General features: G+C 68.5%; 11 protein-coding genes. 10 read left to right on the top strand and 1 reads right to left on the bottom strand.

The features are described 5' to 3' along the window. The first annotated feature begins 54 nt into the window (after positions 1-54). Positions 55-3,564 carry a DNA-directed RNA polymerase subunit beta gene (locus Ae150APs1_RS12190; RefSeq protein WP_010232380.1) on the top strand — a complete coding sequence of 1,170 codons (3,510 nt, stop codon included), beginning with the start codon at positions 55-57 and terminating at the stop codon, positions 3,562-3,564. A 50-nt stretch (positions 3,565-3,614) separates the two neighbouring features. Further along, on the top strand, positions 3,615-7,526 hold the full coding sequence (locus Ae150APs1_RS12185; protein ID WP_075297578.1) for a DNA-directed RNA polymerase subunit beta': 3,912 nt from the start codon (positions 3,615-3,617) through the stop codon (positions 7,524-7,526). Between the two features lie 129 nt (positions 7,527-7,655). Here Ae150APs1_RS12185 and Ae150APs1_RS12180 read toward each other — a convergent pair whose 3' ends face one another. Continuing rightward, positions 7,656-8,552, bottom strand: coding sequence for an alpha/beta hydrolase (locus Ae150APs1_RS12180; protein WP_170918078.1), 897 nt, complete (start codon positions 8,550-8,552; stop codon positions 7,656-7,658). Positions 8,553-9,153: 601 nt separating this feature from the next. Between Ae150APs1_RS12180 and rpsL the strand changes: the two genes are divergently transcribed. The 8 genes from rpsL to rplW all read left to right on the top strand — a co-directional run bounded on the left by rpsL (position 9,154) and on the right by rplW (position 15,988). Then, positions 9,154-9,528, top strand: a complete 375-nt coding sequence (rpsL, locus tag Ae150APs1_RS12175) for a 30S ribosomal protein S12 (protein WP_010232377.1) — start codon at positions 9,154-9,156, stop codon at positions 9,526-9,528. Then, positions 9,528-9,998 (top strand): 30S ribosomal protein S7, encoded by a 471-nt coding sequence (gene rpsG, locus Ae150APs1_RS12170; RefSeq protein ID WP_075297576.1) that lies wholly within the window; start codon positions 9,528-9,530, stop codon positions 9,996-9,998. The genes rpsL and rpsG overlap by 1 nt, the downstream gene beginning before the upstream one ends. 47 nt (positions 9,999-10,045) lie before the next feature. Beyond that, positions 10,046-12,148 carry an elongation factor G gene (fusA, locus tag Ae150APs1_RS12165; protein ID WP_010232374.1) on the top strand — a complete coding sequence of 701 codons (2,103 nt, stop codon included), beginning with the start codon at positions 10,046-10,048 and terminating at the stop codon, positions 12,146-12,148. Between the two features lie 149 nt (positions 12,149-12,297). Beyond that, on the top strand, positions 12,298-13,491 hold the full coding sequence (tuf, locus tag Ae150APs1_RS12160; RefSeq protein WP_010232372.1) for an elongation factor Tu: 1,194 nt from the start codon (positions 12,298-12,300) through the stop codon (positions 13,489-13,491). Positions 13,492-14,002: 511 nt separating this feature from the next. Beyond that, positions 14,003-14,308, top strand: a complete 306-nt coding sequence (gene rpsJ / locus Ae150APs1_RS12155; protein ID WP_003938093.1) for a 30S ribosomal protein S10 — start codon at positions 14,003-14,005, stop codon at positions 14,306-14,308. A gap of 23 nt (positions 14,309-14,331) precedes the next feature. Beyond that, positions 14,332-15,009, top strand: coding sequence for a 50S ribosomal protein L3 (gene rplC, locus Ae150APs1_RS12150; protein ID WP_010232353.1), 678 nt, complete (start codon positions 14,332-14,334; stop codon positions 15,007-15,009). After that, entirely contained in the window at positions 15,006-15,692 is a 687-nt protein-coding gene (gene rplD / locus Ae150APs1_RS12145; protein WP_075297574.1) for a 50S ribosomal protein L4, read from the top strand. The genes rplC and rplD overlap by 4 nt, the downstream gene beginning before the upstream one ends. Next, positions 15,689-15,988, top strand: coding sequence for a 50S ribosomal protein L23 (rplW, locus tag Ae150APs1_RS12140; protein WP_010232350.1), 300 nt, complete (start codon positions 15,689-15,691; stop codon positions 15,986-15,988). The genes rplD and rplW overlap by 4 nt, the downstream gene beginning before the upstream one ends. Positions 15,989-16,001: the final 13 nt, after the last annotated feature.

The following is a 16,001-nucleotide window of genomic DNA, read 5'->3' as shown; positions in this document are numbered from 1 at the left end:
CGCTCGCCACCGGCGCACGCCAGACGAGAAGCGCAGTTCTCGGAAGGACGCATCTTGGCTGTCTCCCGCGCCGCCGCGACCACCTCGACCCTCTCCGCTTCGGCGAACCCGAACTACCCCGGTGCACCCACTCGGGTCACCTTCGCGAAGATCTCCGAGCCGCTGGAGGTCCCGGACCTCCTCGACCTGCAGATCCAGTCCTACGAGTGGCTCGTCGGCAGCGAGGCCTGGTTCCAGCGCCGGATCGAGGCCGGCGACGACCTCCCCGTGAGCGGTCTCGAGGAGATCCTCACCGAGATCTCCCCGATCGAGGACTTCTCCGGGTCGATGTCGCTGTCCTTCTCCGACCCCCGCTTCGACGAGGTCAAGGCCTCCGTCGAGGAGTGCCGGGACAAAGACATGACCTACGGGGCCCCGCTGTTCGTCACGGCGGAGTTCACGAACAACACCACCGGTGAGATCAAGTCCCAGACCGTGTTCATGGGTGAGTTCCCCGTGATGACGGACAAGGGCACCTTCATCATCAACGGCACCGAGCGCGTCGTCGTGTCGCAGCTCGTCCGGTCGCCGGGTGTGTACTTCGACCACTCGATCGACAAGACGACCGAGAAGGACGTCTACTCGGTCAAGATCATCCCGAGCCGGGGTGCGTGGCTGGAGTTCGACGTCGACAAGCGCGACACCGTCGGTGTCCGCATCGACCGCAAGCGCCGCCAGCCGGTCACCGTGCTGCTGAAGGCGCTGGGCTGGACGGCCGAGCAGATCGGCGAGCGTTTCGGGTTCTCCGAGACGATCATGACCACGCTGGAGAAGGACAACACCGCGGGTCAGGACGAGGCGCTGCTCGACATCTACCGCAAGCTGCGCCCCGGTGAGCCGCCGACGCGCGAGAGCGCCCAGGCCCTCCTGGAGAACCTGTTCTTCAAGGACAAGCGCTACGACATGGCCAAGGTCGGGCGCTACAAGGCCAACAAGAAGCTCGGTCTGGACATCGAGAACTCGGTCGGCACGCTGACCGAGGAGGACGTCGCCACGACCATCGAGTACCTCGTCCGGCTGCACGCCGGCGAGACCACGATGTCGGTGGGCTCCGGCGACTCCGCCCGGGAGATCCCGGTCGAGACCGACGACATCGACCACTTCGGCAACCGGCGTCTGCGTACCGTCGGCGAGCTGATCCAGAACCAGGTGCGGGTCGGTCTGTCGCGCACCGAGCGGGTCGTCCGCGAGCGGATGACCACGCAGGACGTCGAGGCGATCACGCCGCAGACCCTGATCAACACCCGGCCGATCACGGCCGCGATCCGGGAGTTCTTCGGCACCTCGCAGCTGTCCCAGTTCATGGACCAGCACAACCCCCTCGCGGGCCTGACCCACAAGCGCCGCCTGTCGGCGCTCGGCCCGGGTGGTCTGTCGCGTGAGCGTGCGGGCATGGAGGTCCGTGACGTCCACCCGTCGCACTACGGCCGGATGTGCCCGATCGAGACCCCGGAGGGGCCGAACATCGGTCTGATCGGGTCGCTCGCCTCCTATGCGCGGGTCAACCCGTTCGGCTTCATCGAGACCCCGTACCGCAAGGTCACCGAGGGTGTCGTCACCGAGCAGATCGACTACCTGACCGCCGACGAGGAGGACCGCTTCGTCGTCGCCCAGGCGAACGCCCGGCTGAACGAGGACGGCTCGTTCGCCGAGGACCGGGTCCTGGTCCGCCGCAAGGGCGGCGAGGTCGACCTGATCTCGCCCACCGGCGTCGAGTACATCGACGTCTCGCCGCGCCAGATGGTGTCGGTCGCGACCGCGATGATCCCGTTCCTCGAGCACGACGACGCGAACCGCGCCCTCATGGGTGCGAACATGCAGCGTCAGTCCGTGCCGCTGCTGCGTTCCGAGTCGCCGCTGGTCGGCACCGGCATGGAGCTGCGGGCCGCGGTCGACGCCGGCGACGTCGTGGTGGCCGAGCAGGCCGGTGTGGTCGAGGAGCTGTGCGCCGACTACATCACCGTCATGGACGACGAGGGGCAGCGTCAGACCTACCGTCTGAACAAGTTCCGCCGCTCGAACCAGGGCACCTGCAACAACCAGAAGCCGATCGTCGACGAGGGCATGCGGGTCGAGGTGGGCCAGGTGCTCGCCGACGGACCGTGCACCGAGAACGGCGAGATGGCGCTGGGCAAGAACCTCCTCGTGGCGATCATGCCGTGGGAGGGCCACAACTACGAGGACGCGATCATCCTGTCGCAGCGCCTCGTCCAGGACGACGTCCTGACCTCGATCCACATCGAGGAGCATGAGGTCGACGCCCGTGACACCAAGCTGGGCGCCGAGGAGATCACCCGGGACATCCCGAACGTCTCCGAGGACGTGCTCGCCGACCTCGACGAGCGCGGCATCATCCGGATCGGTGCCGAGGTCCAGCCCGGCGACATCCTGGTCGGCAAGGTCACGCCGAAGGGCGAGACCGAGCTGACCCCGGAGGAGCGCCTGCTCCGCGCGATCTTCGGTGAGAAGGCGCGCGAGGTCCGCGACACCTCGCTGAAGGTGCCGCACGGGGAGAACGGCAAGGTCATCGGCATCCGGGTCTTCTCCCGCGACGACGACGACGAGCTGGCCCCGGGCGTCAACGAGCTGGTCCGGGTCTACGTGGCCCAGAAGCGCAAGATCTCCGACGGTGACAAGCTCGCCGGCCGCCACGGCAACAAGGGCGTCATCGGCAAGATCCTTCCGGCCGAGGACATGCCGTTCCTCCCGGACGGCACGCCGGTCGACATCATCCTGAACACCCACGGTGTGCCGCGTCGTATGAACATCGGCCAGATCCTGGAGACCCACCTCGGGTGGATCGCCAAGACCGGCTGGGAGATCGAGGGGCAGCCCGAATGGGCGTCCCGGATGCCCGAGGAGCTCTACTCGGTGCCCGCCGACACGAAGACCGCGACGCCGGTCTTCGACGGTGCGCGCGAGCACGAGATCACCGGGCTGCTCGGCAGCACCCTCCCGAACCGCGACGGTGAGCGGATGGTGCAGCCGGACGGCAAGGCGCAGCTGCTCGACGGGCGCTCCGGCGAGCCCTACCCGTTCCCGGTCGCGGTCGGCTACATGTACATCCTGAAGCTGGCGCACCTGGTGGACGACAAGATCCACGCACGGTCGACCGGCCCGTACTCGATGATCACCCAGCAGCCGCTGGGCGGTAAGGCGCAGTTCGGTGGTCAGCGCTTCGGTGAGATGGAGTGCTGGGCGATGCAGGCGTACGGCGCGGCCTACACCCTGCAGGAGCTGCTGACGATCAAGTCCGACGACGTCGTGGGCCGCGTGAAGGTCTACGAGGCGATCGTCAAGGGCGAGAACATCCCGGAGCCGGGGATCCCCGAGTCGTTCAAGGTGCTCCTCAAGGAGCTGCAGTCCCTCTGCCTGAACGTCGAGGTGCTCTCCAGCGACGGCGCGGCGATCGAGATGCGGGACGCCGACGACGAGGACCTCGAGCGTGCCGCCGCGAACCTGGGCATCAACCTGTCCAGCCGCCCGGGCTCGGAGTCGATGACCGTCGACGACGTCGTCAACTGACCCCGCCGTAGACCGACTCAGCCGAGATAACGAAGAAACAGAGGACATACGTGCTCGACGTCAACTTCTTCGACGAACTGCGCATCGGCCTGGCCACCGCCGAGGGCATCCGCCAGTGGTCGCACGGTGAGGTCAAGAAGCCGGAGACCATCAACTACCGCACCCTGAAGCCGGAGAAGGACGGGCTCTTCTGCGAGAAGATCTTCGGTCCGACCCGGGACTGGGAGTGCTACTGCGGCAAGTACAAGCGCGTCCGGTTCAAGGGCATCATCTGCGAGCGCTGCGGCGTGGAGGTCACGCGCGCCAAGGTGCGTCGTGAGCGGATGGGCCACATCGAGCTGGCCGCGCCGGTCACGCACATCTGGTACTTCAAGGGCGTCCCGAGCCGGCTGGGCTACCTGCTCGACCTGGCTCCGAAGGACCTCGAGAAGATCATCTACTTCGCGGCGTACGTGATCACCTCGGTGAACACCGAGCTGCGGCACAACGACATGTCCATGCTCGAGAACGAGATGAGCGTGGAGCGCCGGCGGATCGAGCAGACCCGCGACGCGGACCTCGAGGCCCGCGCCCAGAAGCTCGAGTCCGACATCGCCGAGCTCGAGGCCGAGGGTGCCAAGGGCGACGTCCGCCGCAAGGTCAAGGACGGCGGCGAGCGGGAGATGCGCCAGCTCCGCGACCGTGCCCAGCGCGAGCTGGACCGGCTCGACGAGATCTGGACGACGTTCACCAAGCTCGACGTCCAGCAGCTCATCGCGGACGAGTCCATCTACCGCGAGCTGTACGACCGCTACGGCGACTACTTCACCGGCGCCATGGGTGCCGAGGCGATCCAGAAGCTCCTGGAGAACTTCGACATCGAGGCCGAGGCCGAGAAGCTGCGCGAGATCATCCGGTCCGGCAAGGGCCAGAAGAAGCTGCGTGCGCTCAAGCGCCTGAAGGTCGTCGCAGCGTTCCAGTCCACCGGCAACTCCCCGATGGGCATGGTGCTCGACTGCGTCCCGGTCATCCCGCCGGACCTGCGCCCGATGGTGCAGCTCGACGGTGGCCGCTTCGCCACGTCGGACCTGAACGACCTGTACCGCCGGGTCATCAACCGGAACAACCGCCTCAAGCGACTGATCGACCTCGGCGCGCCCGAGATCATCGTCAACAACGAGAAGCGGATGCTCCAGGAGTCCGTCGACGCGCTGTTCGACAACGGCCGTCGCGGCCGGCCGGTGACCGGGCCGGGCAACCGCCCGCTCAAGTCGCTGTCCGACCTCCTGAAGGGCAAGCAGGGCCGGTTCCGTCAGAACCTGCTCGGCAAGCGCGTCGACTACTCGGGCCGTTCGGTCATCGTCGTCGGCCCGCAGCTGAAGCTGCACCAGTGCGGTCTGCCCAAGCAGATGGCGCTGGAGCTGTTCAAGCCGTTCGTGATGAAGCGCCTGGTGGACCTCAACCACGCGCAGAACATCAAGTCCGCCAAGCGGATGGTCGAGCGCGGCCGCTCGCAGGTGTGGGACGTGCTCGAGGAGGTCATCTCCGAGCACCCCGTGCTGCTGAACCGTGCGCCGACGCTGCACCGTCTCGGCATCCAGGCCTTCGAGCCGCAGCTGGTCGAGGGCAAGGCCATCCAGCTGCACCCGCTGGTCTGCGAGGCGTTCAACGCGGACTTCGACGGTGACCAGATGGCGGTGCACCTGCCGCTGTCGGCCGAGGCGCAGTCCGAGGCCCGCGTGCTGATGCTGTCCTCGAACAACATCCTGTCCCCGGCGTCCGGCCGCCCGCTGGCGATGCCCCGCCTGGACATGGTGACGGGTCTGTTCCACCTGACCCGGCTGCGCGAGGAGGCCCACGGGGCCGGCAACCACTACGGCTCCTCGGCCGAGGCGATCATGGCCTACGACCGCAAGGTGCTCCACCTGCAGGCGCCGATCAAGATCCGGCTCCCGCAGGTCACGCCGACCGCGGGTGCCGCGGCCGAGACGGTCACCGAGGACGGCGTCTGGACGGCCGACACCACCCTCGGCCGGGTGCTGTTCAACGAGCTGCTCCCGGCGGACTACCCGTTCGTCAACGAGCCGCTGCCGAAGAAGCGCCAGGCGATGATCATCAACGACCTGGCGGAGCGGTACTCGATGACCGAGGTCGCGCAGGTCCTGGACCGCCTCAAGGACGCCGGCTTCTTCTGGGCGACCCGCTCGGGCGTCACCCTGGCGATCGACGACGTCGTCGTCCCGCCGAAGAAGCAGGAGATCCTGGACTCGTACGAGGTCAAGGCCGACCAGATCAACAAGCGCTACCAGCGCGGCGCCCTGTCGCACCAGGAGCGCAACGACGAGATGGTCAAGATCTGGTCGCAGGCCTCGGAGGAGGTCGCGCGGTCCATGGAGGAGAACTTCCCCCAGGACAACCCGATCCCGACGATCGTGCAGTCCGGTGCCGCGGGCAACATGGCCCAGGTCCGCCAGCTGGCGGGCATGAAGGGCCTGGTGGCGAACCCCAAGGGTGAGTACATCCCGCGGCCCATCAAGTCGAACTTCCGCGAGGGCCTGTCGGTGCTGGAGTACTTCATCTCCACGCACGGCACCCGGAAGGGTCTGGCGGACACCGCGCTGCGGACCGCCGACTCGGGGTACCTGACCCGGCGTCTGGTCGACGTCTCGCAGGACGTCATCGTCCGCGAGGTGGACTGCGGCACCGAGCGTGCGATCACCATGCAGGTCACCGAGGAGACGGCCGACGGCCGCCTGATCCCGCACCGGTACCTGCGCACCTCGGTGTACGCCCGTACCTCCGGTGAGGAGGTCACCGCGCCCGACGGCACGGTGATCGTCCGCAAGGGCGACGACCTGGGCGACCCGGCGCTGGACGCGCTGGTCGGTGCCGGCATCCGGCAGATCCGGGTGCGGTCCGCGCTGACCTGCGCCTCGGCGACCGGCATCTGCGGCATGTGCTACGGCCGCTCGATGGCCACCGGCAAGCTGGTGGACGTCGGCGAGGCCGTCGGCATCGTCGCCGCGCAGTCCATCGGTGAGCCGGGTACGCAGCTGACGATGCGTACCTTCCACATCGGTGGTGTGGCCGGCGACGACATCACGACCGGTCTGCCGCGTGTCACCGAGCTCTTCGAGGCCCGGGTGCCGCGGGGCAAGGCGCCGATCGCCGACGTCGACGGACGCATCCGCATCGAGGACGGCGACCGCTTCTGGAAGATCACGCTGATCCCGGACGACGGCGGCGAGGAGATCGTCTACGAGAAGCTGTCCAAGCGGCAGTGGCTCGGGATGACCTCGGTCGACGGTGCCGAGCGGCCGCTGGCCGACGGCGACCACGTGACGGTCGGTCAGCTGCTCCTCGAGGGCACGGCGGACCCGCACGAGGTGCTGCGCGTCATGGGCCCGCGTGAGGTGCAGCTGCACCTCGTGCGTGAGGTGCAGAAGGTGTACCGCACGCAGAGCGTGGACATCCACGACAAGCACATCGAGGTCATCGTCCGGCAGATGCTCCGCCGGGTGACGATCATCGACTCCGGTGCGACCGAGTTCCTGCCCGGCGCGCTCGCCGAGCGCGGCGAGTTCGAGTCGGAGAACCGCCGGGTCGTCGCCGAGGGCAACGAGCCGGCCTCCGGCCGCCCGGTGCTCATGGGGATCACCAAGGCCTCGCTGGCGACGGAGTCGTGGCTGTCCGCGGCCTCGTTCCAGGAGACCACCCGGATCCTCACCGATGCCGCGATCAACGGAAAGCGCGACAAGCTCGTCGGGCTCAAGGAGAACGTGATCATCGGCAAGTTGATCCCGGCGGGTACCGGCATCAACCGGTACCGGAACATCCAGGTCCAGCCGACGGAGGAGGCCCGCGCGGCCGCCTACGCGCTGCCGAGCTACGACGACGGCTACTACAGCCCCGACGTGTTCGGCACGGGCACCGGTGCCGCGGTGCCGCTGGACGACTACGACTTCGGGCGCGACTACCGCTGATGCGGTGACCGCACCGCGTCCCGCCGCGACGGCGGCGGGACGCGGCCGAGGAGGTCCCGGACGGGGCCGGGCACCGCTCTCCCGTGGCGGTGTCCGGCCCCGTTCCTGCGTTCCGGGCCCGGCCGCAGGTCAGCGGAGGCAGTCCGCCCGCAGCGCCGCCCCCAGGTGACCCAGGACGTCGTCGGCCTCGGCGAGCAGCCTGGCCAGCGTCGGGAAGGCGTGCCACATGCCCTCGACGCGCTGGTACTCCACGGTGCCGCCGGCGGCACGGGCCCGCTCGACGAGGGTGTCGGCGTCGTCGACGAGGATCTCGTCCGATCCCGCGACGACGTGCAGCGGCGGCAGCCCGGAGAGGTCGGCGTCGAGCGGGCGGAGCTCGGGTGCCACGACGCCGCCCGGGGCGTAGTCGGCGGCGGCGGACGGCAGCCACGACGGGTCCAGCATCGCGTCGGACGCGGCGTTGCGCGTCATCGCGTCCGCGGTGCAGCCGAGATCGAGCCAGGGGGAGACGAGCCCGACCGAGCCGGGCAGGTCCTCCCCGTCGGCGCGGAGCCGCAGCAGCAGCGCCATGGTCAGGCCACCGCCGGCGGAATCACCGGCGACCGCGATGCGTTCTGCAGGGTGTCCTGCTGCGCGCAGGGCGTGCCAGGCGGCCAGTGCGTCCTCCAGGCCGGCCGGGAACGGGTGCTCCGGTGCCAGGCGGTACTCGGGTGCGTGCACGGGCGTCCCGGTCGCGTGTGCGAGCCCCGCGAGCAGTGGCCGGTGCGAGGCGGCGGACCCCACCAGGTAACCGCCGCCGTGCAGGTAGAGCACACGGTGCGGTCCGAACGGCACGGACGGCGCGACCACCTCGGTGGGGACGCCACCGAGCTCGCCGCGGGCCCGCCGGGTGCCGCGGGGGAGCGGTACCGACGCGCCGACGAGGTCGAGGCCACGGCGCCGGACCAGTACGGGTAGTGTCGGTGCGAGCAGTGGCGCGATGAGCGCGCGCGTGGCGAAGCGGTTGACCGCCGTCGGCAGGTGCATACCGGACGGTAACCGGAACACCGGACCCTCGGGGTGACCAGCCGGACCACGTGCGACAGCACCATCGCCCAGCACCGACCCGGCCGCGACGAGCGGCAGACGATCTGCGACGAGCGGGTGAGCCTGCTTGCCAGGCGCCGCTCCGTGCGGCATCGTCGGGTCACATCAGGTCTCCGCAGGGGCACGGCCCCGGCGGATCCGAGGATCTCCGAAGCCCCCGGAGGATCCCGAGGCGGTGTCCGTGACGGACCCGCTTTGACCGTGTCGAAGAGGGCCGAGTAGTCTCATGCTCTGCGCTCGACTTCGGTCGGGCCGGTCCGCGTGCCCCGTGGTGCTCGGTCCCGGAAGGTCATCACCGTCCGGGACCAGGTAGCGCCGCGGTGACGGGCACGGTGGACGTCCCGACAGCCTCCGCGGGGCCTTCCGGCCACGAGCGTGCACGGGACGACACGCCCGACCTCGGGGTCCGGCGCGACGGTGGCGGAGATCGGAAGCCACCCCGGCGCCCGGATCCCCGGAGTCATCGAGAACGAAGCACGACGAAGAACAGCGACGAGCGACAACAGTCGAGCCACACCTGACGGGAAGAAGTAGACGGTTCATGCCCACGATCCAGCAGCTGGTCCGCAAGGGCCGCGAGGACAAGGTCGCGAAGACCAAGACCGCCGCGCTCAAGGGGAGCCCCCAGCGCCGCGGGGTCTGCACCCGCGTGTACACCACCACCCCGAAGAAGCCGAACTCCGCGCTTCGCAAGGTCGCCCGTGTGCGGCTCTCGAGCGGCATCGAGGTCACCGCCTACATCCCCGGTGAGGGTCACAACCTGCAGGAGCACTCCATCGTGCTGGTGCGCGGTGGCCGAGTGAAGGACCTGCCGGGCGTGCGCTACAAGGTGATCCGCGGCTCGCTGGACACCCAGGGCGTCAAGAACCGCAAGCAGTCCCGCAGCCGGTACGGCGCGAAGAAGGAGAAGAGCTGATGCCCCGCAAGGGCCCCGCCCCGAAGCGTCCGCTGGTCTCGGACCCGGTCTACGGCTCCCCGCTGGTCACCCAGCTGGTGAACAAGATCCTGAAGGACGGCAAGCGTTCGCTGGCCGAGCGCATCGTCTACGCCGCCCTCGAGGGCACCCGTGACAAGACCGGCACCGACCCGGTCGTCACGCTGAAGCGCGCGCTCGACAACGTGAAGCCGGCCCTCGAGGTCCGCAGCCGCCGTGTCGGTGGCGCGACCTACCAGGTCCCGGTCGAGGTCCGTGCCGTCCGGCAGACCACCCTGGGCCTGCGCTGGATCGTTACCTACTCCGCTCAGCGCCGTGAGAAGACCATGGTCGAGCGCCTCATGAACGAGCTGCTCGACGCGAGCAACGGCCTCGGTGCCAGCGTCAAGCGGCGCGAGGACATGCACAAGATGGCGGAGTCGAACCGCGCCTTCGCCCACTACCGCTGGTGACCGGCCGACCGTCGGGCGCCAACTTGCGATCGAGGGAGAGCTGAGCAGTGGCAGCACAGGACGTGCTGACGGACCTCACGAAGGTCCGCAACATCGGCATCATGGCCCACATCGACGCCGGTAAGACCACCACGACCGAGCGGATCCTGTACTACACCGGGATCAACTACAAGCTCGGTGAGGTGCACGACGGCGCCGCCACCATGGACTGGATGGAGGAGGAGCAGAAGCGCGGCATCACGATCACGTCGGCCGCGACGACCTGCTTCTGGAACGACCACCAGATCAACATCATCGACACCCCCGGGCACGTCGACTTCACCGTGGAGGTGGAGCGGTCCCTGCGGGTGCTCGACGGCGCGGTGGCGGTCTTCGACGGCAAGGAGGGGGTCGAGCCGCAGTCCGAGCAGGTCTGGCGGCAGGCCACCAAGTACGACGTCCCCCGCATCTGCTTCGTCAACAAGATGGACAAGCTGGGCGCGGACTTCTACTTCACCGTCCAGACGATCAAGGACCGGCTGAACGCGACGCCGCTGCCCCTGCAGCTGCCGATCGGGTCGGAGTCGGACTTCATCGGTGTCGTCGACCTGGTCGAGATGCGGGCGCTGACCTGGCGTGGCGAGCCCAAGAAGGGCGAGGACTACGCCATCGAGGAGATCCCGGCCGAGCTCAAGGAGCGGGCCGAGGAGTACCGGACCGCGCTCATCGAGGCCGTCGCCGAGACCGACGACGCCCTGATGGAGGCCTACTTCGGCGGCGAGGAGATCTCGGTCGCGCAGATCAAGACCGGTATCCGGAAGCTGGTCACCGACCGCGCCGCCTACCCGGTCCTGTGCGGGTCCGCCTTCAAGAACAAGGGTGTCCAGCCGATGCTGGACGCGGTGATCGACTACCTGCCGTCGCCGTACGACGTGCCGCCGGTCGAGGGCTTCCTCACCGACGGTGAGACCCCGGCGAGCCGCAAGCCGTCGAAGGACGAGCCGTTCTCGGCGCTGGCCTTCAAGATCGCCGCCCACCCGTTCTTCGGCAAGCTGACCTACGTCCGGGTGTACTCGGGCCGGGTCGCGTCGGGCGCGCAGATCATCAACTCGACGAAGGACCGCAAGGAGCGCATCGGGAAGCTCTTCCAGATGCACTCCAACAAGGAGAACCCGGTCGACGAGGCCGTCGCCGGGCACATCTACGCGGTCATCGGTCTGAAGGACACGACCACCGGCGACACGCTCTGCGACTCGCAGAACCCGATCGTCCTCGAGTCGATGACCTTCCCGGACCCGGTCATCCAGGTGGCCGTCGAGCCGAAGTCGAAGGCCGACCAGGAGAAGCTCTCCACGGCGATCCAGAAGCTCGCCGAGGAGGACCCGACGTTCCAGGTCTCCCTGGACGACGAGACCGGCCAGACCATCATCGCCGGCATGGGCGAGCTCCACCTCGAGGTGCTCGTCAACCGGATGAAGTCCGACTTCAAGGTCGAGGCCAACATCGGCAAGCCGCAGGTCGCCTACCGGGAGACCATCCGGCAGCCGGTCACGAAGTACGAGTACACGCACAAGAAGCAGACCGGTGGCTCGGGGCAGTTCGCCCGCGTCATCATCAACCTGGAGCCGCTCACCGGCGGCGACGGTGCGCTGTACGAGTTCGAGAACAAGGTCACCGGTGGCCGCATCCCGCGGGAGTACATCCCGTCGGTGGACGCCGGTGTCCAGGACGCCATGCAGTACGGCATCCAGGCCGGCTACCCCGTGGTCGGCGTGAAGTGCACCCTGCTGGACGGGCAGTACCACGAGGTCGACTCCTCGGAGATGGCCTTCAAGGTCGCCGGTTCGATGGTGTTCAAGGAGGCGGCCCGCAAGGCGAGCCCCGCCATCCTCGAGCCGATGATGGCCGTCGAGGTCACCACCCCCGAGGACTACATGGGTGACGTCATCGGCGACCTGAACTCCCGTCGTGGCCAGGTCCAGGCCATGGAGGAGCGGGCCGGCGCCCGCGTCGTCAAGGCGCTCGTGCCGCTGTCCGAGATGTTCGGCTACGTCGGTGACCTCCGGTCGCGGACCCAGGGCCGGGCGAACTACACGATGGTCTTCGACTCGTACGCCGAGGTTCCGGCGAACGTGGCCAAGGAGATCATCGCGAAGGCGACGGGCGAGTAAGTCTCGCAACGAGGGCCGGTCGGTACCCAGTCCGACCTGCTCGGAGGGAGCGGTCCGCGGATCTGTAAGGTCCGCGGCCCGCACCTCACACCCACAGACCTGCCGTCAGCACGGCGGAGAAGAAGACAAGAGTCCAGGAGGACCCAGCAGTGGCGAAGGCGAAGTTCGAGCGGACCAAGCCGCACGTCAACATCGGCACCATCGGTCACATCGACCACGGCAAGACCACGCTGACGGCGGCCATCACCAAGGTTCTGCACGACAAGTACCCGAACCTCAACGAGGCTTCGGCGTTCGACATGATCGACAAGGCGCCGGAAGAGCGCCAGCGCGGTATCACGATCTCCATCGCGCACGTCGAGTACCAGACCGAGAAGCGGCACTACGCGCACGTCGACTGCCCCGGGCACGCCGACTACGTGAAGAACATGATCACCGGTGCCGCCCAGATGGACGGGGCGATCCTGGTGGTCGCCGCGACCGACGGCCCGATGCCCCAGACCCGTGAGCACGTGCTGCTCGCGCGTCAGGTCGGCGTGCCGTACATCGTCGTCGCCCTGAACAAGGCGGACATGGTCGACGACGAGGAGATCATGGAGCTCGTCGAGATGGAGGTCCGTGAGCTCCTCTCGGACCAGGACTACCCGGGAGACGACCTCCCGATCGTCCGCGTCTCGGCGCTCAAGGCCCTCGAGGGCGACGAGCAGTGGGCCAACGCGATCGTCGAGCTGATGGACGCCGTCGACGAGGCGATCCCGGAGCCCGAGCGCGACATCGAGAAGCCGTTCCTCATGCCGGTCGAGGACGTCTTCACGATCACCGGTCGCGGCACGGTCGTCACCGGCCGTGTCGAGCGGGGCATCGTGAAGGTCAACGAGACCGTCGACATCGTCGGGATCCGCCCGAACAAGACCTCGACCACCGTCACCGGTGTCGAGATGTTCCGGAAGATCCTCGACGAGGGGCGTGCCGGCGAGAACGTCGGTCTGCTGCTCCGCGGCATCAAGCGCGAGGACGTCGAGCGCGGCCAGGTCGTCGTGAAGCCGGGTTCGATCACCCCGCACACCGAGTTCGAGGGCCAGGTCTACATCCTGGGCAAGGACGAGGGCGGCCGTCACACCCCGTTCTTCAACAACTACCGTCCGCAGTTCTACTTCCGGACGACCGACGTGACCGGTGTGGTGACCCTCCCGCAGGGCACCGAGATGGTCATGCCGGGTGACAACACCACCATGAGCGTTCAGCTGATCCAGCCGATCGCCATGGAGGAGGGCCTGCAGTTCGCCATCCGTGAGGGTGGTCGTACCGTGGGCGCCGGTCAGGTCACCAAGATCAACGCGTGAGGTCGCGGGGCTGCTCCGAGGTGAGCAGCCCCGCTACCCACCCCCCGGTCGAGGGTGCCGCACAGCGGTGTGTCATCCTTGACGGGTTGCACGATGAGCATGGCGCGTGGAAGCGCCGCCTCTGTGCCCGGTCCTCCGGTAGTTCAGGAGTCGCGCTCCACGCGCCATGTTCGTTGTGAGCCCCGAGTTCGTCGTTCCCGTCCCGGTCAGCCGGTGTCGGGCAGCGGGATCGGGGAGATCCAACGACATGCCCGCCCCACAGGGGGTGGGACGCGGTGACCCGGGTAGAACCATGAGGGTCGGGTGCGACACGCCCGACCGCGTGGACCGGAGAGCCCCGGCAGGAAGCCGGTTCCAGGCGACTGGAGCCGCTCCGGGCCGACAGACCTGAACAGAGCACGGGCCGCAGCCGGCCGCGTCCCGGGGATCCCCCGGTGGCAGCACGGCGCGAGTTCTTACGGGGCAGAACCGCGACACCCCCGCGGCAGGAAGAAGAGGACGACCGACGACCATGGCGGGACAGAAGATCCGCATCAGGCTCAAGGCCTATGACCACGAGGCAATCGACGCGTCTGCTCGCAAGATCGTGGAGACCGTGACGCGCACCGGTGCCCGGGTCGTCGGCCCCGTGCCGCTGCCTACCGAGAAGAACGTGTACTGCGTCATCCGCTCGCCGCACAAGTACAAGGACTCGCGCGAGCACTTCGAGATGCGCACGCACAAGCGGCTGATCGACATTCTCGACCCGACGCCGAAGACGGTCGACGCGCTCATGCGCATCGACCTCCCGGCGAGCGTCGACGTCAACATCCAGTAGGCGTGGGGGCGACGATGACTGCAGTGAACAAGAAGACGGCCGCCACGAAGCAGGCCAGGAACATCACCGGGGTCCTGGGCACCAAGCTCGGGATGACCCAGGTGTTCGACGACAACAACCGCGTCGTGCCGGTCACGGTGGTCCAGGTCGGGCCGAACGTCGTGACCCAGGTGCGCTCGGAGGAGTCCGACGGCTACACCGCCGTCCAGCTGGCCTACGGGGCCATCGACCCGCGCAAGGTGAACAAGCCGGAGACCGGCCACTTCGCCAAGGCCGGCGTCACCCCCCGTCGCCACCTCCTCGAGCTCCGCACCGCCGACGCGGCCGACTACACGCCGGGCCAGGAGATCACCGCGGAGGCCTTCGCGGAGATCGCCGAGGTCGACGTGGTCGGAGTGACCAAGGGCAAGGGCTTCGCCGGTGTCATGAAGCGTCACGGCTTCGCCGGCCTGGGCGCCTCGCACGGCACCCAGCGCAAGCACCGCTCGCCGGGCTCGATCGGCGGCTGCGCCACCCCGGGCCGCGTGTTCAAGGGCGTGCGGATGGCCGGCCGGATGGGCTCCGAGCGCCAGACCACGCAGAACCTCAAGGTTCACCGCGTGGACGCCGAGCGCGGCCTGCTGCTCATCAAGGGCGCGGTCCCCGGTGCCCGTGGTGGCCTCGTCGTGGTGAAGACCCCCGCGAAGGGTGATGGCAAGTGAGCACCGTTCAGATCAAGACGCCGGAGGGCGCCGCAGGTGGCAGCGTCGAGCTGCCCGACCACGTCTTCGACGTGACGGCGAACATCGCCCTCATGCACCAGGTCGTGACCGCGCAGCTGAACGCGGCGCGCCAGGGCTCGCACGACACCAAGACCCGCGGCGAGGTCCGCGGTGGTGGCAAGAAGCCGTACCGGCAGAAGGGCACCGGCCGCGCCCGTCAGGGTTCGGTCCGCGCGCCGCAGTTCGCCGGTGGTGGCACCGTGCACGGCCCGACGCCGCGGGACTACTCGCAGCGGACCCCGAAGAAGATGAAGGCCGCCGCCCTGCGCGGTGCCCTCTCGGACCGGGCCCGCGCCGGCCGCGTCCACGTCGTGTCCGCTCTGGTCGAGGGTGACACCCTGTCGACCAAGGCCGCCCGCAAGACCCTCGAGGTCCTGCTGCCGGAGGCCGGTGCGAGCCGCGTGCTCGTCGTCGTCGAGCGGACGGCGGAGACCGCGCTGCTGAGCCTGCGCAACCTGCCACAGGTCCACATGATCGCGCCGGACCAGCTGAACACCCACGACGTGCTCGTCAACGACGTCGTCGTGTTCACGCAGACGGCGCTGGACGATTTCCTGTCCGGCCCCATCGCCACGCCGAAGGCCGCGAGCCGCCGGGCTGCCGCTGAGGAGGGCGAGAAGTGATCACGGACCCGCGGGACGTGTTGCTCGCGCCGGTCGTCTCGGAGAAGAGCTACGGGCTGCTCGACGAGCGCCAGTACACCTTCGTCGTGGCACCCGACGCGAACAAGACCCAGATCAAGATCGCCGTGGAGAAGGTGTTCGGGGTCAAGGTGACCAGCGTGAACACGCTGAACCGCCCGGGCAAGCGCAAGCGCTCCCGCACCGGCTACGGCAAGCGCAAGGACACCAAGCGCGCGATCGTCACGCTCTCCGAGGAGAGCAAGGCGATCGACGTGTTCGGTGGCCAGGCGAGCTGAGGGAGCGAGCAGA

The sequence above is a fragment of the Pseudonocardia sp. Ae150A_Ps1 genome, from assembly GCF_001932315.1.
Taxonomy (GTDB): domain Bacteria; phylum Actinomycetota; class Actinomycetes; order Mycobacteriales; family Pseudonocardiaceae; genus Pseudonocardia.
The sequence above is the reverse complement of the archived record's forward strand: the minus strand, read 5'-3'. Positions and strand labels throughout refer to the sequence as shown.

Bases quoted from the DNA above. Each gene is read 5' to 3' on its own strand.
- rpsJ (WP_003938093.1), top strand. From the start codon at position 14,003: ATGGCGGGACAGAAGATCCGCATCAGGCTCAAGGCCTATGACCACGAG.
- rpsL (WP_010232377.1), top strand. From the start codon at position 9,154: ATGCCCACGATCCAGCAGCTGGTCCGCAAGGGCCGCGAGGACAAGGTC.
- rpsG (WP_075297576.1), top strand. From the start codon at position 9,528: ATGCCCCGCAAGGGCCCCGCCCCGAAGCGTCCGCTGGTCTCGGACCCG.
- Ae150APs1_RS12180 (WP_170918078.1), bottom strand. From the start codon at position 8,552: ATGCACCTGCCGACGGCGGTCAACCGCTTCGCCACGCGCGCGCTCATC.